The organism is Steroidobacter agaridevorans (genome assembly GCF_009932555.1).
Lineage (GTDB): Bacteria > Pseudomonadota > Gammaproteobacteria > Steroidobacterales > Steroidobacteraceae > Steroidobacter > Steroidobacter agaridevorans.
This window is the reverse complement of record NZ_BLJO01000009.1, coordinates 230,650-251,622: the sequence shown is the minus strand read 5'-3', so window position 1 is coordinate 251,622 and position 20,973 is coordinate 230,650. Positions and strand designations below refer to the sequence as shown.

General features: G+C 62.5%; 19 protein-coding genes. 10 read left to right on the top strand and 9 right to left on the bottom strand.

Going from position 1 to position 20,973, the window contains the following annotated elements; all coding sequences use genetic code 11:
• The first annotated feature begins 4 nt into the window (after nucleotides 1-4).
• Nucleotides 5-2,632 (top strand): TonB-dependent receptor, encoded by a 2,628-nt coding sequence (locus GYH35_RS28970; protein WP_161816053.1) that lies wholly within the window; start codon nucleotides 5-7, stop codon nucleotides 2,630-2,632.
• 23 nt (nucleotides 2,633-2,655) lie between these two features.
• On the opposite strand, the gene GYH35_RS28965 is transcribed toward GYH35_RS28970, so the two are convergent.
• Together GYH35_RS28965 and glpD are read right to left on the bottom strand one after the other, a co-directional pair.
• A complete protein-coding gene (locus GYH35_RS28965) occupies nucleotides 2,656-4,467 on the bottom strand; it encodes a DUF885 domain-containing protein (RefSeq protein WP_161830251.1) in 1,812 nt (603 codons plus the stop codon).
• 48 nt (nucleotides 4,468-4,515) lie between these two features.
• Nucleotides 4,516-6,048: a glycerol-3-phosphate dehydrogenase gene (gene glpD / locus GYH35_RS28960; protein WP_161830250.1), complete on the bottom strand. Its 1,533-nt coding sequence runs from the start codon at nucleotides 6,046-6,048 to the stop codon at nucleotides 4,516-4,518.
• Between the two features lie 135 nt (nucleotides 6,049-6,183).
• Here glpD and GYH35_RS35200 point away from each other — a divergent pair, with 135 nt between their 5' ends.
• Entirely contained in the window at nucleotides 6,184-6,579 is a 396-nt protein-coding gene (locus tag GYH35_RS35200; RefSeq protein WP_161830249.1) for an RNA-binding S4 domain-containing protein, read from the top strand.
• On the opposite strand, the gene GYH35_RS28950 is transcribed toward GYH35_RS35200, so the two are convergent.
• Nucleotides 6,576-7,661, bottom strand: coding sequence for an XdhC family protein (locus tag GYH35_RS28950; RefSeq protein WP_161830248.1), 1,086 nt, complete (start codon nucleotides 7,659-7,661; stop codon nucleotides 6,576-6,578). The two genes, GYH35_RS35200 and GYH35_RS28950, sit on opposite strands and share 4 nt — an antisense overlap.
• A 182-nt stretch (nucleotides 7,662-7,843) precedes the next feature.
• On the opposite strand from GYH35_RS28950, the gene GYH35_RS28945 reads away from it, so the two are divergent.
• The 5 genes from GYH35_RS28945 (at nucleotide 7,844) to GYH35_RS28925 (ending at nucleotide 12,309) form a co-directional block, all read left to right on the top strand.
• Nucleotides 7,844-8,278, top strand: a complete 435-nt coding sequence (locus GYH35_RS28945) for a hypothetical protein (protein ID WP_161816049.1) — start codon at nucleotides 7,844-7,846, stop codon at nucleotides 8,276-8,278.
• Between the two features lie 134 nt (nucleotides 8,279-8,412).
• Complete coding sequence (locus GYH35_RS28940) at nucleotides 8,413-9,483, top strand: phosphotransferase (RefSeq protein ID WP_161830247.1); 1,071 nt, start codon at nucleotides 8,413-8,415, stop codon at nucleotides 9,481-9,483.
• Between the two features lies 1 nt (nucleotide 9,484).
• Nucleotides 9,485-10,681, top strand: coding sequence for an acyl-CoA dehydrogenase family protein (locus tag GYH35_RS28935; RefSeq protein ID WP_202624826.1), 1,197 nt, complete (start codon nucleotides 9,485-9,487; stop codon nucleotides 10,679-10,681).
• 13 nt (nucleotides 10,682-10,694) lie between these two features.
• A complete protein-coding gene (locus tag GYH35_RS28930; protein ID WP_161830246.1) occupies nucleotides 10,695-11,825 on the top strand; it encodes an acyl-CoA dehydrogenase family protein in 1,131 nt (376 codons plus the stop codon).
• 217 nt (nucleotides 11,826-12,042) lie between these two features.
• Entirely contained in the window at nucleotides 12,043-12,309 is a 267-nt protein-coding gene (locus GYH35_RS28925) for a hypothetical protein (protein ID WP_161816046.1), read from the top strand.
• A gap of 1 nt (nucleotide 12,310) precedes the next feature.
• Here GYH35_RS28925 and GYH35_RS28920 read toward each other — a convergent pair whose 3' ends face one another.
• Entirely contained in the window at nucleotides 12,311-13,144 is an 834-nt protein-coding gene (locus GYH35_RS28920) for an MOSC domain-containing protein (RefSeq protein ID WP_161816045.1), read from the bottom strand.
• A 189-nt stretch (nucleotides 13,145-13,333) separates the two neighbouring features.
• Here GYH35_RS28920 and GYH35_RS28915 point away from each other — a divergent pair, with 189 nt between their 5' ends.
• Entirely contained in the window at nucleotides 13,334-14,125 is a 792-nt protein-coding gene (locus GYH35_RS28915; RefSeq protein ID WP_407700233.1) for a queuosine precursor transporter, read from the top strand.
• Between the two features lie 5 nt (nucleotides 14,126-14,130).
• On the opposite strand, the gene trxA is transcribed toward GYH35_RS28915, so the two are convergent.
• Nucleotides 14,131-14,988 (bottom strand): thioredoxin, encoded by an 858-nt coding sequence (trxA, locus tag GYH35_RS28910; protein WP_161816044.1) that lies wholly within the window; start codon nucleotides 14,986-14,988, stop codon nucleotides 14,131-14,133.
• 164 nt (nucleotides 14,989-15,152) lie between these two features.
• On the opposite strand from trxA, the gene putA reads away from it, so the two are divergent.
• Complete coding sequence (gene putA, locus GYH35_RS28905; RefSeq protein WP_202624822.1) at nucleotides 15,153-18,308, top strand: bifunctional proline dehydrogenase/L-glutamate gamma-semialdehyde dehydrogenase PutA; 3,156 nt, start codon at nucleotides 15,153-15,155, stop codon at nucleotides 18,306-18,308.
• Nucleotides 18,309-18,477: 169 nt separating this feature from the next.
• Entirely contained in the window at nucleotides 18,478-18,834 is a 357-nt protein-coding gene (locus tag GYH35_RS28900) for a hypothetical protein (protein WP_161816043.1), read from the top strand.
• A 5-nt stretch (nucleotides 18,835-18,839) separates the two neighbouring features.
• Here the strand turns inward: GYH35_RS28900 and GYH35_RS28895 are convergent, their stop codons facing one another.
• The 4 genes from GYH35_RS28895 to sufT are packed head-to-tail and all read right to left on the bottom strand — an operon-like array spanning nucleotide 18,840 to nucleotide 20,964.
• Complete coding sequence (locus tag GYH35_RS28895) at nucleotides 18,840-19,553, bottom strand: YkgJ family cysteine cluster protein (protein WP_161830245.1); 714 nt, start codon at nucleotides 19,551-19,553, stop codon at nucleotides 18,840-18,842.
• A 39-nt stretch (nucleotides 19,554-19,592) separates the two neighbouring features.
• On the bottom strand, nucleotides 19,593-20,093 hold the full coding sequence (locus GYH35_RS28890; protein ID WP_161830244.1) for a SixA phosphatase family protein: 501 nt from the start codon (nucleotides 20,091-20,093) through the stop codon (nucleotides 19,593-19,595).
• An 8-nt stretch (nucleotides 20,094-20,101) separates the two neighbouring features.
• Complete coding sequence (locus GYH35_RS28885; RefSeq protein ID WP_161830243.1) at nucleotides 20,102-20,413, bottom strand: Rieske (2Fe-2S) protein; 312 nt, start codon at nucleotides 20,411-20,413, stop codon at nucleotides 20,102-20,104.
• Nucleotides 20,413-20,964 carry a putative Fe-S cluster assembly protein SufT gene (sufT, locus tag GYH35_RS28880; protein ID WP_161816039.1) on the bottom strand — a complete coding sequence of 184 codons (552 nt, stop codon included), beginning with the start codon at nucleotides 20,962-20,964 and terminating at the stop codon, nucleotides 20,413-20,415. Before sufT ends, GYH35_RS28885 begins: the two co-directional genes overlap by 1 nt.
• Nucleotides 20,965-20,973: the final 9 nt, after the last annotated feature.

Below are 20,973 nucleotides of genomic sequence, written 5' to 3'. Positions count from 1 at the left end.
TCTCATGAAGATGTCACAGCGAGGATTGCTGTCCGTCATGGGCGGCCTGTTGTGCGTGAGTGGGATTTCAAACGCACAGGACACGAAAAGTTCAGTATTAGAAGAAGTCGTGGTCACGGCCGAAAAGCGCGAGCAGACGCTTCAAGAAGTGCCAGTTGCCGTTTCCGCTTACACCAGCGCGCGTCGGGATCTGATCGGGGTCAACACGATCGAGGATGTGGCGCGCATCACGCCGAGCTTGAGTTACACCAACAACGACCGGCTGTCGATTCGCGGCTTCGGCCGTCTCACCAACAACATCGGCACCGATCCGTCGGTGGCGTTGTATTCCGATGGCATCTTCTCCACGTCCATGGCCGATACTTCGACGCCATCGTTATTCATCGATCGCACCGAGATCCTGCGCGGCCCGCAGGGCACCTTGTACGGGCGCAATTCCATCGGCGGCACGCTCAATGTCATCGCCAAGCGTCCGACCAAGGAGTTCAACGGCGAGGTGCGCGGCACTTTCGGCAACTACGGCAGCTGGCGCACCGACGCGCTGCTGCGTGGGCCGATCACCGAGTCGATCCGTTTCCTGGTCGGTGGGTCGAAGGATCGTCGCGAGGAGGGCTTCATCGATAACATCGGGCCGGGCGCCGATACTGCCGACAGCGACCGCTGGTTCGTCGAGGCCCAGCTCGAAGCCGATCTGGGCGAAAGGGTGGTGGCGCGGCTGAGATATTCGAAGTTCGAATGGCAGGATAGTTATGGCGTCGGCAATACGTTGGGCAGCGTCATCTCGCCCTACAACAACATATCGCTGGCGGGCACGGGCACCTCGGCGCTGTACTACAACACCGTGTTCGGCTACACCGAGCCCAATCCGAGCGTTGCCGATCCCTATACGATCAACACCAACTCGGACGCCGCCGGCACGCTGTCGCATCAGCATCGCATCCATCTGGATGTGACGGCGGATTTCGACGGGGCGACGCTCAAGCTGCTTTCCGGCTATCAGCAGTACACGTATTTCACTTCATCGGATAGCGATGGCACGCCGCGAACCGACGCCTTCAGCATTCCCGCGAGCGGGCCGTTGTCGGTCGATCTCGATGGCCCGACCGGGCCGCTGCCGAGTCAGACGATCACCGGGGCATTCACCGCACTCAACGTGACGCCCGATGCTCGAACGTACTATCACGAGCGGCAGCAGTGGCAGTCGAACGAGCTGAATCTTTCTTCGAATGGCGATGGCGATCTGCAGTGGATCGTCGGTTTGTATCAATACAGTCAGAAGTGGGACCAGCCGCAGGGCATCCGCGTCGTTGGCGACAATGCAATCCTGAATCCGCTCGGCGCGCCGCCGAATCCAAGCGGCGCGTTCCTGGCGGTGGACGGTCACCTGGAGACGGACTCCTACGCGGGCTTCGGTCAAATGGACTGGACGTTCGCCGAGGAGTGGACCTACACGCTGGGTCTGCGGTACACGAAGGACAAGAAAACAGGCATCGATATGGCGCGATACGTGGCGCGCACGCCTGGGACTGCTATCGCCGCGGCCGATGCGGGAACGACGCTCGAGAACGCGATCATTGGATTGTTTCCTGCGGGCACGCCGCTGTCGTACATACAAACGCAGGTGCCGACCCTCGGTCCGATCGTCGCACGCGCTGTGCTGGCTCAGACTCAGGCGCTCGCGCTCGATGTGACGCAGAGTCAGGTCTGCGGCGCCACGGCTTGCGCTCCCGATCTCCAGCCCAACCCGGGGGGAGGTCTAAGGCGCGATCTCGCAGGCGACTGGGATGCGGTGACCGGCACGACCGGCTTGCAGTGGGAGCCCAACGACAACACGAATCTGTATCTGCGTTACAGCCGCGGCTACAAATCCGGTGGCTGGCTCGGCTCCAACGGCTTGACGCCCAATCCGTACGCCGATCCGGAGTACGTCGATTCATACGAGCTCGGCGTGAAGATGGTGCTCGCGGATCGAGTGCAGCTCAACACCGCTGTGTTCTACAGCGATTACGACGGATTCCAGACGCCGCTGACTGTGTCGCTCGGCACGATCACCGCCAGCCGGTTCTTGAACTTGCAGGCGCGAGTGCAGGGTGTGGAGCTGGAGGGGGTCTGGTCGCCGATCGATGGGCTGCAGCTGCTGGCGAGTTATTCGTACCTCGATACGGAAATCACTCGCGGCTGTTGTTTCGTGGACAACGCGGATCCCAGGGCGCTTACGTCGGGAGCCCGGCCCGTAAGTGTGCTGCCGAATGGCGATGTGGCGCAGACGCTGGTGGGCAATCGGTTGCCACTGTCGCCGGAGCACAAGTGGACGGTCGGTGCGAACTACACGTGGGGTTTCGCCGCGGGATCGCTCACCGCGAGCGGCATGTACACCGATACCAACGATCAGCAATCGACGATCTGGAACAATCCCATCTACACCGCGCCGTCGTTCGAGCTCGCGGACTTCCGTTTGCTATGGAACGATGCCGAGAATCGCTACACCGTCATCGGCTTCGTGAAGAATGCGTTTGACGAGATTGGCTACGGCAGCTCGAGCGGCGGCACGCCCACGCCAGTGGGCTCGCGTCGCACCGTTTCGCTGACGTATCCGAGAACGTATGGGATGGAGTTGCAGTATCGATTCTGATGGCGCGACCGCCGCGCCCGACATCAGCCGGGCGCGGTCTTGCTCCACTGATCCACTGCGGCGTGCAGCACATCGATCGGCACCGGCCCGGATGTCAGCACCAGATCGTGATAAAGCCGCACATCGAAGCGATTTCCCATTTGCTGGCGCGCACGTTCGCGTGCGGCGCGAATGCCGGTGGCGCCGACCATGAAGCTGCAGGCCTGGCCGGGGTACACGCAATAGCGATCGATTTCACGCTCACTGGACATCTGGCGTTCGCCGGCGTTCTCGACCATCCATTGGACGGCCTGCTCGCGTGTCCATCGATGATGATGGATGCCGGTGTCGACCACGATACGAGCGGCACGGAACAGCTCCGATTGCAGCAACCCGACGCGGCCCGCCGGATTCTTTTCGTAAATACCCAACTCGTCGGCCACACGCTCGGCGTACAACGCCCAGCCTTCCGTGTACGCAGAGAAGCGCACCAGCCGACGGAACAATGACAGCTCGCCTGCCGCGCGCAATACGGCGAACTGGAAGTGATGACCCGGAATGCCTTCGTGATGAGCCAGCGTCGGCAGCCGCCACAGCGGCAGTTCGGCGGTGGACTTCAGGTTCAATGAGAACGTGCCGGGCTGGTCGCCGACGCCGTCGCTATAGAACGCGCCCGGTGCGCCATTCTCGATGGCGACGGGAATGCGCTTCACCAGCAGCTCATCTTTCGGAATCGTCTTGAATCCCTTCGGCAGCAGTGCGCGGATCGCGGCGATATCGTTGCGCGCAGCCGTGAGTAGTTGCTCGCGGCCCGCATCGTTCTCCGGCACGAGGAAGCGAGGATCCGCATCCAGCGCCTTGATGCGCTCTCCGATCGGCCCGCTCTTCAATCCTTGTTCCTTCAGACTGCGATCGAGCTGCGCGCTGATATCCGCAACCAGCTGCAGGCCGCGCTTATGCAGTTCGCCAGGCTCGATCTTGGTCGTCGTGTTGGAATGCACGGATGCCGCGTAATAGGCCTCGCCGTCGGGAAGCGCCCAAACGCCGGCGGAAGCTTTCGCTTTCGGTGCGAGTGCTTCCAGCGCCTGCATTTGTCGGTTGAGTGCCGGAACGATCTGCGAGCGGAATATTTTCTCTGCACGCGGCCCGATGTCGCCGAGCTTCTTGGCGTGGGCTCGCTCGATCGCTGGACCGATCATGGCAGTTTGCGCCGGCGGCGTATCGCGCAATGTCTGGATCTGCGCCAGCGTCCGCTTGATCACGAAGCTCGGCGGAATGACGCCGATGCCGGCGTCGTGACGGATCCTTTCGGTCTCTTGATCCAACGCCCGAGCCAAGGCGCTCATCCGCGAGAAATAAGCGTCGACATCCTGCGCCGATTCCAGCGGATGACGTGAGCCCAGGAATTCCGGCAGCCAATAGTAGGTGCCATTCATCTGGCTGACCGGGAACGGGCTCGGACGCAGATCGATGTCCATGGTGCCGTATCGCCCGGTCAGATCTTTGAGCATCGAGTACACGAACACGGCGGTGTCGTAGTCGAGCTGTGCGGCGGCATCGAGCTTCGCGCGATCGATTTTCGCAAGCTCGGCCAGCGTACGGGTCGCGGATTCATGATCCCTGGCGGTCGCGGCCAGCGAGCGGTCGTCGAGCTGAGCGCGGAGGCTGGCGTTCGCGCCGACGTCGAATTCGTACTGAGTGGCTTGTTCCGGGCTGCGTCGCAGGTAGTCTTCCGCGAGCCGCTGCAGCAGGGCATCGAGTGCGGGCGAAGTGCTATTGGCTGCGAGCGCGGGCAGGCCGCTGAAGGCTGCGAGGCTTGCCCCAACGGCGGCGCGAAGGAGGATGCGACGGTTCATTACGCCAGCTTACCGGAGACCCGGTCGAGCTCGCCACGCAGGCCGCGCTCAACTTTGTTGCGAATCGAACAACTGTGCGACCCGCTGTCGCTGCTGCGAGTCCAGGTGCAGGCCGAGCTTGGTCCGCCGCCACAGAATGTCATCGGCGCTGCGGGCCCACTCATTCGTGACCAGATAGTCGATCTCGGCTTGCGTGAGACCGGCGCCGTAGTGCTCGCCCAAATCCAACATCGCCTGCGCCTTGCCGAGAATCTTCTCGACGCGCGTGCCGTACGCTCGCGCCAGGCGGTGAGCCAGGGAAGCCGATAGAAAAGGCCACCGCTTATGTACGCCTTCAGCGAACGCCGCGAAGTCAGCGCGTGGCAGATCGCCGCCGGGCAAAGCGGCCTTGTCCGTCCATTCGCGGTTGCTGCTATCCAGATGCGGCTGCAGTTTGCTGAGCGCACTTTCGGCGAGCCGGCGATACGTTGTGATCTTGCCGCCGAACACGGATAGCAGCGGTGGAGCGTCGGGTGTCGTCTCGGTCAGCTCGAGCTTGTAGTCGCGTGTGACTTTCGATGCGTTCTTGGATTCGTCATCGGAGAGCGGCCGTACGCCAGCGTAGCTCCACTTCACATCCGACGGCGAGATGCTCTTGCGGAAGTAGCTGTTGACGGTATTGCACAGATACAGAACTTCTTCGGGCGAGATGCTCACCTGGGTCGCATCGCCGCTGAAGGGCACATCGGTGGTGCCGACCAGCGTGAACTCTTCCTGATAGGGAATCGTGAACACGATGCGGCCGTCGGGGTTTTGCAGCATGAACGCGTGCTCGCCGGTGTACAGCCGCGGCACGACGATGTGACTTCCCTTGACCAGGCGGACGTGACCTTCGTTGTCCATCTTCGGAAACCCTTTGAGCACTTCCTGCACCCATGGGCCGGCAGCGTTGACGATGGCGCGAGCGCGCACTTGCGTCGTCTCGTTGCTCTTCACGTCTTGAATGGTCGCGAGCCATTGGGAGCCGTCGACCGTTGCGTTTAGAAAGCGCGTCCGCGTGCGAATCGCCGCGCCACGCAGCGCCGCGTCCAGCGCGTTGAGCACGACCAGGCGGCTGTCATCGACCCAGCAATCGGAATACGCAAATCCGTGATCCAGTCCAGGGCGCAACGCTCCATACGCGCCATTGGCGAGGCGCACGCTGCGAGACGCGGGCAGAATCTTGCGACCGCCGATGTGATCGTAGAAGAACAGTCCGAGACGCATCAGCCAGCGCGGCCGCAGCTCGGGCACGTGCGGCAGGACGAACTGCATCGGCCGGATGATATGGGGCGCGATGCGCAGCAGCCGCTCGCGTTCGATCAGCGCCTCGCGCACCAGTCGGAACTCGAAGAACTCCAGGTAACGCAGGCCGCCATGGATCAACTTGGTGCTGGCGGAGGAGGTGGCCGAGGCGAGATCCGCTTGCTCGACCAGCATCACTTTCAAGCCGCGCCCGGCCGCGTCCCGCGCGATGCCGGCGCCGTTGATGCCGCCGCCGATGATGAGCAGATCGACGCCGAGTGGGTCGCTGTTGCTGGCGGTCGTCGCCCCAGCCGTCATGTGCTCGCCGCCGCTCATGCCTTCAAACAATACCAACCCGAAAGTGCCGACAGAGAGTCGAGGATACAGATAGCGCGGCGTCGAATGAATGCCCCTACGTGCACGTGCATCACATGAAGGGCGTACACTGCCGGCATGACCGACGAGAAATCCGCCGGCGACCAGTCCGGATTGCGCATCGACAAATGGCTGTGGTTCGCGCGCCTGTTCAAGAGCCGCTCGCAGGCTACCGAAGCGGTGGCCGGCGGTCTGGTCCATGTGAACGGCGATCGGGTGAAGCCCTCGCGGGTCGTACACGTCGACGACCGGCTGCACATCACCAAGGACGAAACGCGACTGGAAGTGATCGTGCGCGGCATGCCGGTGCGGCGTGGCCCCGCGCCTGAGGCCCGGCAGCATTATGAAGAGACGCCGGAGAGCATCGCGGCGCGAGAACAGCAGCGGGAGCGCAATCGGCTCGCAGCGCCTGCGCCCGAAGGGCGGCCTGACAAGCATGCCCGTCGCGTGTTGCGCGATCTGCGTCGAGGCTAACCCGGCGCCAGTTTGCTGAACGAGCCGCCTTCACGACCGGCCATCACAGCTTGAATCTCGGCGACGATGGCCAGCGCAATGGTCTCGGGCGAGCGCGCACCGAGATCGAGCCCGATCGGGCCATACAAACGCCCACTGAGCCTGGCTGCCTTGTCACCGATCTCATGTAACAAGCGAATGCGCCGGGGCGCGGGGCCCAGCAGGCCCACATAAGGAATCGAGCTGTCCGCGAGCGCCGCGAGATACGCTTGATCCGACAGCAAGTGATGACTCATCACGACGGCGGCGTCGTACTGTCCTGCCTGTAATTCCTGCGGCAGCTCGGCTGAGGGTTTGAGCAAGACGCGTCGGGCTCGCGGGAAACGGTCCGCGATGGCGTACGCCGGGCGGTGATCGATCACCGTGACCTGCCAATTCATCAGGCCGGCGATTTCCACCAGCGGCATGGCGTCCGGTCCCGCGCCGAGCAGCAGCAGGCGGGGCGGCAACTCGATCGGTACGACCAGGAACGTCGCATCTTCAGCTTCGATGACCTGGCTCGATGGCCCCGCGCCTCGCGGCGTTGGCACATCCATCGCGGCGGCAACGGCGGCTGGGGCCGAATGTTTGTTCTGCGTCCAGAACGCCGCGCCCAGAGGATACTTCGGGTTACGCGTCTGAGTGACGACGGCGAAGCTCGCCGCGATCTGATCGAAGCGGCAGCGGGATGCGAAATGGAACGGCTGATAGTCGTTGGCGCGATCCAGCCGGCTCAACAGAATGGTCATCGCGCCTTCGCAACCCAGCCCGATGCCCCAGATCACATCGTCCGAGCTGCGCGTGTCGTAATGAACGGTGGCGGGCTCGCCGGTCTCCAGAACTTTGCGAGCTCGCTCCATCAGATCCGCTTCGAGGCAGCCGCCGCTGAGCAGGCCCGCGACGCGTCCATCGCCGGCAATGAGCATCTGGGCGCCGGCCTTGCGATAGGTGGAGCCCAGCGTCTGCGCGACCGTCGCGAGCACCAGCGGCTCGGCGCGGTCGACGTAGTAGCGAAAGAATTCGTCGGCGGCGACGCCGCTGTGGATCAATCCTGGCTGGGTCATGGCGGGGAAATCGACCTCCAGGGCGGATTGTCCCAGCTTCGCGGCGCTGCTGCATGTAAAAGAGGGCTCAATCCTTGCCTAATCCGGCATTTCAGGCGCCCGGGAACTTTTCGAGGCCATCCGCACCAATAAGAGGAGGTACCGCGCTCCATCAGCACCAACGAATCGAGAAGGGAGGGCGCATGCTTCGCAGGTTCATGCTCGGATCCCTGCTGGCGCTGGTTGGCGCCGGCCCGATGCCGGCTTCGGCCGAAGCCAACGTCCGCTGCACCCTGAAGTTCAGCATGCAGGGCTGGTCGGCGTTCTACAAGACGGCCGATGGCCGCGGCACGATCGACTGCGACAACGGGCAGTCGTTGAAGGTGAAGCTGTCGGCGAAAGGCGGCGGGCTCACGATCGGCAAGTCGTCGATCGAGAATGGCCAGGGCAGATTCTCCGCCGTCGGCAGCACCGCGCAGCTGCTCGGCACTTATGTTGCAGCCGAAGCGCACGCGGGCGTGATCAAATCGGCGGGCGCGCAGGTGATGACCAAGGGCGAAGTTTCATTGGCGCTGAGCGGCACGGGGCGAGGCGTGGATCTCGGCGTCGTGTTCGGCGCGATGACGATTTCACTCTGAGCGCCCGCGCCAGTGTGAGATTTATTTCACACAGCGGTACAGTTCACGACACTAGCAATTCTGCACGTACGCGCAGTTTCAGCAGGGAGTGCTGGCGCATACAATGACGGGCCGAACCAGGGAGACGATGAGCAATGCCGGGGCCCGCACCACAGTCAGACGTTTCTCTGATCGACGTCCTGCCGCAGCACCGTTTCGACGAAGCGGCCTTGTGGCAGTACCTGCAACAGCATCTGGATGATTTCTCGCAGCCGGCGCAGCTGCGTCAGTTTCAAGGCGGGCAATCCAACCCGACGTATTTGATCCAGACCCCCACCAAGAAGTTCGTCCTGCGGAAGAAACCGCCGGGCAAGCTGCTGCCGTCGGCGCATTTGATCGAACGTGAATATCGCATCCTGCGCGCTCTGCCCGATACGGAAGTACCGGTGCCGCGTGCGCGCGTGCTGTGCGAGGACTCGAGCATCATCGGCACGCCGTTTTATGTGATGGATCACGTCGAGGGCCGCGTGATCACGGGCGTGCATTTGCCGAATCTGACTCCGCCGGAACGTCGTGCGATTTACACCGACTACGCACGCATCGCGGCCAAGCTGCATTCGGTCGATTACAAAGCTTGCGGACTGGCGGATTTCGGCAAGCCCGAAGGTTACGTGGCGCGCCAGCTGGATCGTTGGAGCAAACAATATCTGGCGTCGAAGACCGAAGAGAACGCCGACATGAACGAGCTGATGGCCTGGCTCGCGGCGCATCTGCCGGCGAACGACGAGACCGCGATCGTTCATGGCGACTATCGGATCGGCAATACGATTCTGCATCCCACCGAGCCGCGCATCATCGCGGTGTTGGATTGGGAGCTGGCGACGCTCGGCCACCCGCTGAGCGACCTGGCCTACGCCTGCATGTTCTATCGCATTCCGCCGAGCGATACGGGCAGCGGCGGGCTCGCCGGCGTCGACATCGCCGCGCTCGGCATTCCGGACGAGCAGGAATTCTTGAGCTGGTATTGCAAGTTCTCCGGCCGCGAGCGCATCGCCGACTGGCCGTTCTTTTTGTCGTTTGCATATTTCCGCATGGCTGCGATCACTCAGGGCGTGTACGCGCGCGCATTGCAGGGCAATGCCGCCGATCAACGCGCCATCAAGTATGGTGAGCATGCCAAGGGCTTCGCTGCCGCCGGTCGCGCAATGACGCGCCAGGGAGACTAACGTGTCCGCACAACTGAATTCAGATCAGACGCTGGAGGCATTCCGCCGCGACACCCGCGCGTGGCTGGAAGCCAATTGCCCGCCCGAAATGCGTCAGCCCGTCGTCGACGAATACGATATTTGCTGGGGCGGCCGGCGCGCCAAGTTCAAGAACGACGCGCAGCGCGTGTGGCTGCAGAAGATGGCGGAGCGTGGCTGGACGGTGCCGGAATGGCCGAAGCAGTACGGCGGTGGCGGGCTGAGCAAAGACGAAGCACGCGTGCTGCGTGAGGAAATGGCTGCGTTGAAGTGCCGTCCGCCGCTCACGTCTTTCGGTATCTCCATGCTCGGCCCCGCGTTGCTGAAGTACGGCAACGAGAAACAGAAGAGCGAGCACATCCCGAAGATCGTGCGCGGCGAGATTCGCTGGTGCCAGGGTTATTCGGAGCCCGGCGCCGGTTCCGATCTTGCGTCGTTGAAAACGCGCGCCGACGATCACGGCGATCACTTCGTCGTCAACGGTTCGAAGATCTGGACCAGCTATGGCGACAAGGCGGACTGGATCTTCTGCCTGGTCCGCACCGGCTTCACCGGCAAGAAACAGGAAGGCATCAGCTTCGTGCTGTTCGACATGGAATCGCCGGGTGTGACCACCAGCCCGATCCGCCTGATCTCCGGCTACTCGCCGTTCACGCAGACCTTCTTCGACAACGTCAAAGTGCCGAAGGAAAACCTGCTCGGCGAATTGAACAAAGGCTGGACCATCGCGAAGTATCTGCTCACGCACGAGCGCAACATGATCGGCGGCATGGGCACGCAGCGGGTCACGCCGCTCAGTCAGCTTGCGATCAAGAACATCGGTCTCGCCGCAGGCCGTCTCGCCGAGACCGCGTTGCGTACCGATATCGCTCGCTTCGAGATGGATGCGCTCGCATTCGCACTCACCATGAATCGCGTCACCGACGAAGCGAAGGCGGGCAACGAGACCGGCGCGATGTCATCGATGCTCAAGTACTACGGCACCGAGCTCAACAAGCGGCGCGCCGAGCTGACCATGTCCGTGACCGGCAGCGAAGGCTTGAAGTTCGGCGACTCTCATAGCGAAGAACAGCTGGCGGCGATGTGGCTCCGGACCAAGGCCAACTCCATCGAGGGCGGCACGTCCGAAATCCAGCTCAACATCATCGCCAAGAACGTGCTGCGCCTGCCGGGCGCGTGATCAGGAGCAGCTCATGACTCTGGTACTCACCGACGATCAACTGATGTTTCGTGACGCCGCGAAGCGGTTCGCCGCCGAGCGTGCGCCCGTCTCGCAACTGCGCAAGCTGCGCGACGATGTCGACCCGGTCGGCTTCAGTCGCGATGTGTGGAAGGAAATGGCCGAGATGGGTTGGGCCGGCGTGCTCGTGCCCGAGGAATTTAGCGGCGTCGGATTCGGCTTTGTGGGCGCCGGCTTGATCGCAGCCGAGATCGGACGCAATCTCAGCTCGACGCCGCTGCTGTCGAGCGCAGTGCTGGCGGTAACCGCGTTGCTTCGAGGCGGCACGCAGGCGCAGAAAGAAACATTGCTGCCTGCCATTGCCGGCGGCGACCTGTTGCTTGCATTTGCCAGCGACGAATGCGTGCGTCACACGCCCTATCACGTCGCCACTCGCTGCACCGGCAAGTACAAGCTGAGCGGTCGCAAGCTGCACGTGCTCGATGGCCACATCGCCGATCGCTTGATTGTCAGCGCGCGCACCTCGGGCGATATCGGCGCACGCGATGGCATCACGCTATTCCTGGTCGATCCGAAGGCGAACGGCGTCACCATCACGCGCTCGTCGATGGTCGACAGTCGCAATAGCGCGACTATCGATTTGCGCGATGTGCCGGTCACCGATGCCGATGTGATCGGCACATTCGACAAAGGCGCAATTGTCCTGGACGCCGTGTTCGATGCCGGTCGCGCTGTATTGTCGGCGGAGTTGTTGGGCGTCGCGGAGGAAGCCTTCGAGCGCACGTTGACCTACTTGCGCGAGCGTGAGCAGTTCGGCGTCAAGATCGGCACGTTCCAATCGCTCCAACATCGCGCAGCGCACTTGTTCTGCGAGATCGAGTTGGTGCGTTCGGTGGTGCTGCGAACTCTGCAGGCGCTGGATGCGCAGGAGCCGACAGCTTCATCGCTGGTGTGCCTGGCGAAGGCGAAGGCCAGCGATGTGGCGCGCATCGCCACCAACGAAGCTGTGCAGATGCACGGCGGCATTGGTATGACCGACGAATTCGACATCGGTTTCTTCATGAAGCGCGCGCGCGCCGCCGCGGAGACTTTCGGCGATCAGTACTACCACACCGATCGATTCGCTCAATTGTCTGGCTATTAAGGTCGTTGGCAGGCAATTCGCATGGTTGTCACCCGACTGTAACCCGTACAGCGGAACCTGGCCTCGGCGCCGCGCATTAGCTACAAAGCGTGCGCGGTCCCGCGACTTCGCACGCGAGTTTCACTGAGATGACGACCTTGTGATCCGCCGCTCACGACCGCATTGGCGGAAGTGGATAGGGTGCCGGGGTCGTCCGAGCCGAAGAGTGTCGAAGATTATGACAACCGAGCGCGACCACGATCCCGAAGCCACCGTCGAGATTCCTCGTCCGGTGCTGATCGACCCCGAGTTGGAAGACGAGGATCCCGAGAAGACGCTGGTGCGTGAAGATTGGGAGAGCACGGTGATCCGTCGCGTCGCTCCCCACGTCGCCGCCGTACAGAGCGCGGTCGGCGAAGATTCCGCTGCCGAGGCCCGCTTCGGCTGGGAAACCCAGACACTGCGCCTGCTGTCGCGCGCAGTGACTCGCGAGTACGGCGAGTAGTTCAGCCGATACTGGCTTTGCTCGTGCCGGCAGTCACTTCGAACTGCTGACCCACCTTCAATTCCTTGCCCACGCCGCCGGTCAGGATCATGTTCTGACCGAACAGCACGCCGCGCAGATTGCGATCGAAGCGGAATTCCTTCAGTGCCTTGAGCGGCTCGTCGCTGTTGCGCTCGCCGGTGATCTGATCGGTGGTCGTGATCACGCAGCGATCGCAGGGCTTGACCACTTTCAGCCGCACGTCGCCCGCGACGAACTCATCGACGCTGTCTTCGCCGAACGGCGGCAGGCCGTCGACCACGATGTTGGGACGGAAGCGATTCATCGGCAGCGGCGTCGTCATGCGGCGGTTCAATTCCTCCAGCGAACCCTGCGAGATCAACAGCCAGGGATAGCCGTCGGCGAATTGAGTGAGCGCCTCGACGCCCCCGGTCCACTGCATGTTGCTCGCCCGCTTGTGGCGCTTATCGAAGCGCACGAGTCGCGCCGGCTTGCCGAGATGCTCGGTGAGCCAGGTCGCGGCCGCATCGCCGGCATCGAAGGCAGCAGCCTTGTCGCGCCAGATCGTGACTTCCAGCTCGGGCCCGGTCAGGTTCAGCGGCAGGCTCAGATCGGCGCCGTTCGGCTTGCGCAGGACCAATTGACCGTCGCTGAGCGCGGTCTCGATCTGCGCCAGTTGCGGCCGTTCGCGCTGGGTAAGAAAGCGGCCTTCGGGCGTGATGACCAGCCACTCGCGGTCATGCTCGAACCCGGTCTCCGTCAGGCGCGCCTGTGAGAGCGCAATACCGCGACACGATTTGACCGGATAGATATTGAGCCCCGTGATCTGGACCATGACTTTGTAGAACTGTACGGAAAGAACTGAAGCATAACCGGTTCACGCGGGAGCAGCATGCCCAGGCGGCCCGCGGAGTGGTGCATACTCGTACAGATCCGAAACTGTAATCGCACCTGGTGAACCTTGGTTTCATCTCCAGACTCTGCCCGGCTGCCGGCAGTTGGCCCGGGCTCGCAAGCACTCGGCCTGGCCGCAACGGCCGCGATCGGACATCCCATCGAAAACCGGGCCGCCAAGCTGTTCATCGTGCTCGCGGCCTTCCTGGTCTGTAACGCGGTGATCGCCGAGTTCGTCGGCGTGAAAATCTTCGCGCTGGAGCCGACGCTCGGGCTGGAGCCGTTGAACTGGAATCTGTTCGGGCAGAGCGGCTCGCTGTCGTTCACCAGCGGCGTGCTGTTGTGGCCGTTCGTGTTTCTGATGACCGACATCATCAACGAATATTTCGGCACGCGCGGCGTGCGTTTCATTTCCTGGTTGACGGTCGTACTGATCGTCTACGGCTTTCTCGCGGCGTACATGGCCATCTCGTTGACGCCCGCGGGCTTCTGGGTCGCGGTCAACAGCGAGCGCGGCGTGCCGGATATGCAGGCGGCCTTCAGCAATATCTTCGGGCAGGGCATGTGGACGATCGCGGGCTCGGTCACGGCGTTCCTGGTGGGACAGTTGATCGACGTGGCGGTGTTTCATCGCATTCGCATGCTGACCGGCGAGCGTTGGATCTGGTTGCGCGCCACCGGCTCGACGGCGGTGTCACAGCTGGTCGACAGCTTCGTCGTGCTCTACATCGCTTTCGTGATCGGCCCGCAGAAGTGGCCGATGTCGCTGTTCCTGGCGGTGGCCAGCGTGAACTACGCCTATAAGCTGCTGATGGCGTTCCTGCTCATCCCATTGATCTATGTGACGCGCCTGTTGATCCGGGCGTATCTGGGAACCGCAACCTCGGAGCAATTGCAGGAGACGGCGCGCGTTTCAGGCTGAGATTTCTAGAACAACAAGCGCGCCATTTCTTTGCGGGTGCGCGAGACGATGGGATCTGCGTCGCCGATCAGTTCGAATGCCTGCAGCAGGCTGCGCCGTGCCAGGTCGTCTTTATGGGTGCGATGGTTGCGCATCATCTCGAGCCAGGTTTGCAGGGCCGGCTCGACATCGCCGCCCAAGAGCTGATGCACAGCCAGTGCATGACGCAAGTCGAGATCGCCGGTATGGGTCGCCGCTCGCTCACGCAACGAGCGGACATCGGGATAGGCGGCGACGATATCGCTGAAACTGAGTAACGCGGCCAGGCGCTTCACCGCCGAGTGATTCGGCTCAATGCCTTTCAAGCGCTCCAGTTCGGTGCGTGCGCCTTCGAGATCGCCGTCCAACGCCCGCAGCTCGGCCAGCTCGGTCAGATAAGTAATGTTCTCGCGATCGGTCGCCAGGGCGCTTTCGATGAGGGCGCGCGCGCCAGAGAAGTCACCCTTGGCCTTGAGCGCCTGGGCGCGCTCCAACGGTGCATCGGAGCTGGTCGGCAAATGCTTGTCGAGCAAGCGCCGGATTTGCGCCTCCGGCACGACGCCGACGAAGTGATCCACCGAGTTACGGTCCTTGAACAGCACGACGGTCGGCAGGCTGCGGATGCCGAGCTGCTGCGCCAGATCCTGTTGCTCGTCGGTGTTGACCTTGGCGAGGCGGAACCGCCCGCCGTATTCCTCGACCAGGCGGTCGAGGATGGGCATGAGCTGTTTACACGGCCCGCACCACGGCGCCCAGAAGTCGACCAGCACCGGCACGCGCGCCGATGTCTCGACCACTTCGGTCATGAACGTATCCGCGGTGACGACGGTTGTTTCCTGGCTCACGCAACTCTCCCGTCAGGCTTCCTACAAGTGCAATCGTCCGTGGAGAATTGAGTTCCCGTGCGCGAATTCAAGCGCATAGTAGTCTGTCAGCTGTCGCCATCTACGTACAGCCTGCGCCGCATTGCCTTGTGTATACCCTGCTTTCCCACGGAAAGAAATAAACCATGATGTCGTCCCAGCAGCGCACCGATGCTCGGCGGCCCATCGCCGACGCCATCAACCGGAACTATCTCGGCGATGAAGAACAGATCGTCCGCAGGCTGGCGGAAGCTGCAAGGGTGTCGGACGGACAGCGCGCCAAGATTGCGAGCCGCGCGCAAGCTCTGGTGGAGGGCGTGCGCAATTATCAAGCTCGCCGCACCGGGCTCGATGCTTTCCTGCGCAAGTACGACTTGTCGTCGCAGGAGGGCGTTATCCTGATGTGCCTCGCCGAAGCACTGCTGCGCATCCCCGACGATGCGACCGCCGATCGTTTGATCGCGGACAAGATCGCGGCGGGCGATTGGGCTTCGCACTTGAGCGACGCCGAATCGCTGTTCGTCAACGCGTCCACCTGGGGCTTGATGCTCACCGGCCGCATCGTGCGGCCGAGCGATGCCGACATGCACGATCCTCGCGGCGTACTTGCGCGTATTGCAGGCCGCATCGGTGAGCCCGTGTTACGAGGCGCGTTCCGCCAGGCCATGCGCATCATGGGGCATCAATTCGTCATGGGACGCACCATCGAAGAGGCGCTGGACCGCTCCGTCAGTGCCGAAAGCAAGCTGTACCGCCATTCGTTCGACATGCTGGGTGAGTCGGCGCTGACCACCTGGGACGCCATGCGCTATCTGAAGGCGTATCACGAGGCGATTCAGCAGATCGGCGCACATTCGAGCAAGGTTGCCGCCATCGAAGCGTCGCCGAGCATTTCGGTGAAATTGTCGGCGCTGTTTCCGCGCTACGAGTTCTCGCAACGAGAGCGGGTGCTCAAGGAGCTCGCGCCCCGGTTGCATGAGCTGGCGGTTGCGGCGAAGGCAGTCAACATTCCGTTGACGGTGGATGCGGAGGAGGCGGAGCGGCTCGAGCTGTCGCTGGAGCTCATCGAGTACGTCGCTCGCTCGAAGGAGCTGCAGGGCTGGGATGGATTCGGGCTGGCCGTGCAGGCGTATCAAAAGCGTGCGATCGACGTGATTCGCTGGCTGAAGGAGTTCGCGCAGTCGAGCGGGCGGCGTTTGAACGTCCGTCTGGTGAAGGGCGCGTATTGGGATAGCGAAGTCAAACGCGCTCAGGAGCGAGGGTTGTCGGGTTACCCGGTGTTCACTCGGAAGATGAATACGGATGTTTCATACATCGCCTGCGCCCGGGAGTTGATTGCGTCGGGGGCGGAGATCTATCCGCAGTTCGCCACCCACAATGCGCAGACGGTCGCGACCATCATCGAGCTGGCGGGGGAGGCGGGGCGGAAGTTCGAGTTCCAGCGTCTGCATGGCATGGGCGAGGAGCTCTACGAGCAGATCGTCGGGGAGCACAAGCTTGGGATTCCCTGTCGAGTGTATGCGCCGGTCGGTTCGCACGAAGACCTGCTGCCGTACCTGGTGCGGCGGCTGCTCGAGAATGGCGCCAACACTTCGTTCGTCAATCGCATCGTCGATGAGGAGCATGAGGTTGCGGATATCGTTCGCGATCCCGTGGTCGACGTGGACGCTTTGAAGCAGATCTCGCATCCGCGGATTCCGCTGCCGCGGATGTTGTATGGCTCGTCGCGATTGAATTCCCTGGGCGTCAATCTGGCCGATCCGGCGGAGCGAGAGCCGCTGCTCGCGAAGATCAAACAAGCGGCTCAGCAGCGCTGGGTCGGTGGGCCGATCGTCAAAGGTGAGTTGCATGAGGCGCGCGGCACTGAGGTGCGGAATCCTTCGAATCGCACCGAAGTCATCGGTACCGTGCGGGAGGCGGACATAGCGCTAGTCGATAAAGCGCTCGCGGCCGCGGTCCCTGCGCAGGTGGAGTGGGATGGGGTATCCGCGAGCGAGCGCGCTGAAATCTTGGAGCATGCTGCGGATCTTTACGAAGAGCGCATGCCGGAGTTGATCGCATATTGCGTGCGAGAAGGCGGGCGCACGATTCCGGACAGTATTTCGGAAGTGCGCGAGGCGGTCGATTTCTTGCGCTACTACGCGGACCGGGCGAGGAATGAATTTGGCGCTGGCGTGCGCTTGCCGGGGCCGACGGGCGAGAGCAATGAGTTGAAGCTGCGCGGGCGCGGCGTGTTCTGTTGTATCAGCCCGTGGAATTTTCCACTCGCGATTTTCACGGGGCAGATCGCGGCTGCGCTCGCGGCCGGGAATTCCGTGCTCGCGAAGCCCGCAGAACAAACGCCGCTGATCGCGACCCGAGCGGTGCAGATATTGTTGGAGGCAGGCGTGCCGCCGGACGTCTTGCATCTGTTGCCGGGCGATGGCGCTACCGTCGGTTCACGCATCGTCGCGGATCCACGTGTGGCCGGCGTGGCCTTTACGGGCTCGACCGAGACGGCGAAGTTGATTGATCGCTCGCTGGCGAATCGAGAGGGCGTGATTCCGGTGCTGATCGCGGAGACCGGCGGTCAGAACGCCATGATCGTCGACAGCTCGGCGCTGCCCGAGCAGGTCGTGTTCGATGTCGTGCAATCCAGCTTCAACAGCGCGGGCCAGCGATGCTCGGCGCTGCGGGCGCTGTATGTGCAGGAGGAGATTGCCGATCGTGTTGCCGAGTTGCTCGCGGGGTACATGGAGGAGCTGACCCTCGGCGATCCGATGCTGCTGACGACGGACGTCGGCCCGGTGATCGATCCCCCATCGTGCGAGATGCTTCGGACTCACACAGAGAAGATCACGCGCAAGGCGCGCTGGAGTCATGCTTATAAGCTGAAGCCCGAGCATGAACAGGGAACGTTCTTTGCCCCGGCGGCGGTGGAGATCGAGGCGCTTTCGCAGCTGACGGGAGAGGTGTTCGGGCCGATCGTTCACTTGATTCGGTATCAGGCGCACAAGCTCGACAAAGTCATCGACGCGGTGAACGCAACGGGCTTCGGATTGACCCTCGGCGTGCATACCCGTGTCGACGCGACGGCTCGCTACATTGCCTCGCGCGTTCGCGCGGGGAATGTTTATGTGAATCGGAACATGATCGGGGCGGTCGTCGGCGTGCAGCCGTTCGGCGGTCGAGGCCTGTCTGGTACGGGCCCGAAGGCGGGCGGCCCGTACTATTTGCATCGGTTTGCGACCGAGCAGACGGTGACGATCAATACCGCCGCGGTCGGTGGGAATGCGAGCTTGTTGACGATGGCGGGCGAGTGAGAGCGTCGGCTATCGCTCGGCACCCGACGGGTTAGGAGAAACCCTGATTTGGCGCGCATCGCGGCATTTTTTATTCACAGTTTCTGTTCTGGAATGTAAGTTATCGCAAGCATTAATGTGCGCCAACGCGAAACGGAATTGGCGTGGTTCTGGGGATTCATAGGAACTTATGAAGAAAAACAAGTCAGGCCTCCTGGTGCTTAGTGCTCTCGCCGCCACCCTCGCGGGACCCGCTGCTCACGCTGCCTATCACGAATTTACAGCGTCGATCTACGCGGTCGGGACTTCGGACGAAACCTTGTGGGGCAAGTTTCGTTATGTCCTCCTGAACGGCGTAACTACCGCGGGCGCTTGTTACGTGGATCCCAACACCAATAAGGTGATAATAAAACTGCCGGACGCCGAGGCGTATGCCGCTGCGCTAGCGGCACACATGGCCGGCCGCCAGGTTCAAATCAGTCTCGATGACACGTTTGTGGACACCGGCGGGAATTGCAAGATGCGATGGATCAGGGTGCTGGACTAAGTGCGCTAGTCAGCCAGGTCTTCAAACTCGCCGGGCACATCGTCGCCGGCGAGTTTCTTGAACGGCGCGCGCTTCTGTTCGAATCGTTTGCGTGCATCCGGCTCAGATAACGCGGTATCGAGCGCGCAGTTCATTTCATACACATTGGTGTCGTAACCGGCTTCCCGCATCGCGCGGGTGAATGCGTCGACGTGCGCGCCGCCGGATTGGTACACCATCGGCGCGAATTCGGGGTCGATGTCCAGGTTGTCCGGGTCTTCATAAGACTGCTGACAGCCAGCCACGTCCGTCGCGTGATAGTTGCGGCACGTTTGGGGGCGGGCTTCGTAGATGGAGCAGCGGCCGGCGCTGAGGAAGGGACATTTGACGTTGCGTCGCATGCGCTCCATGTCGTCCATGCCCTGCAGCGCTACGCTGTTTGCGCGCACTTCGGCGTAAATGCGGGCCTGTTCTTCAGCGGGCAGAGAACGCTCAACGAAATCCAGAATGCTGAAGACCTCAACCGCGCGAACGTCGACGCTGAAGTGACAGCACCACGTACAACCAGCCCGACAAGCGAGCGTGCTCAGATCGGGCGCTGATGCGATCCGGGCGTCGTGGCGCTGGCGAGAGTTTTCATACGCGCGGACGACGCCGGCATCGCGAATTTCATCCTGCGCACGCGAGTGCTCCTCGGCGAGAACGCCAAGTACGAAAGGAACGTCGAGAGAAATCTCCATGAGAGTGATCGTCGAGAGAGGTGGAGGCGAGGCTGCGACCTAGCAGCTACTACAGTTCTTCGGATAGTCCAGCTCGGCATTCACGCCGCTATCCCACTCCAGCTCGCTCCAGTCCTCGATGTCGAACTCCAGCGTATAGATCGCGCACGTCGGCATATTGTCGATCTCCCGCTCGGCCGAAACTCGATCGGCAAACTCCGTCAGCCCCGGATTGTGACCGACGATCATCAGGTGCTGCGCCGTGCCGCCCAGCTCCCGAATGACTTCCTTCAGCACTTTCGGCGAGGCCAGATACAAGCGCTCGTCCTGCTGCATTTTCGAAGGCGCCAGATGCAGCTCGCGCATGAAGATCTGCGCCGTCGTCAGCGCCCGCACGGCGGGGCTGGTAATCACCAGATCGGGCTTGAGTTTGCGCTCACGCAGCCGACGCGCCATCTCCGGCGCATCTTTCTGCCCGCGAGGTTCGAGCATGCGATCCCAATCTTCCTGGCCGGAATGCTGAGCTTCGGTCTTGGCGTGGCGAAGCAGAGTGAGGCGCATGGGATTCCTTAGTCGGTTTCGATCTCGACCACACCGTCGTCATTGACGCGGGTTGGATAGGTCCGCACAGGTTCGTAAGCGGGCGGCGTCAACGCCGCGCCGGTGCGCAAGCAAAAGCGGGCGCCGTGACGCGGGCAGATGACGACGTCGCCGTCGACCGCACCGCCGGCCAGCTCGCCGCCGTCGTGGGTGCAAAGATCGTCGATCGCGTAGAACGTGCCGGCGATATTGAACACGGCGATCAGTTGAGCGTCGATCTCGGTCTGCGCGTAGTCGCCCGGCGCGATCGAGACCGCGGGAGCCACGGGATGCCAGGTCATTACATCATTCCCGTCTGCAGCCGCGCCGCTTCCGACATCATGCTCTGGTTCCAGGGCGGGTCGAACACCAGCTCGACATCGGCGCGCGTCACGGTGGGCACGAGCTCGACTTTGTCTTTGACGTCCTGCACCAGCACTTCGCCCATGCCGCAGCCCGGCGCGGTCAAAGTCATCTTGATGTCGGCCACGCGACCGCCTTCGGGCGTATGCGTGATGTCACAGGTGTACACCAGGCCCAGCTCGACGATGTTGATCGGAATCTCCGGGTCGTAGCAGGTGCGCATCTGATCCCACACCAGCTGCTTCACGTCCTCGTCGGTGGCGTTGGGCGGCAGCTCGGGCGCGAGGCTCGGCTCTTTGCCGAGCGCATCCGCATCCTTGCCGGCGATGCGAAACAGGTTGCCCTCCACGTAAACCGTGAAGCTGCCGCCGAGGGCCTGAGTGATGAAGCCTGTCTTGCCTTCGCGCAGGGTCACCGGGATGCCGGCGGGAACCATGATGGCTTCGACGTCGCGCTGTAGGGTGACAGGTTCGTTGTCGTGGCTGTGCATGAAAAGAAA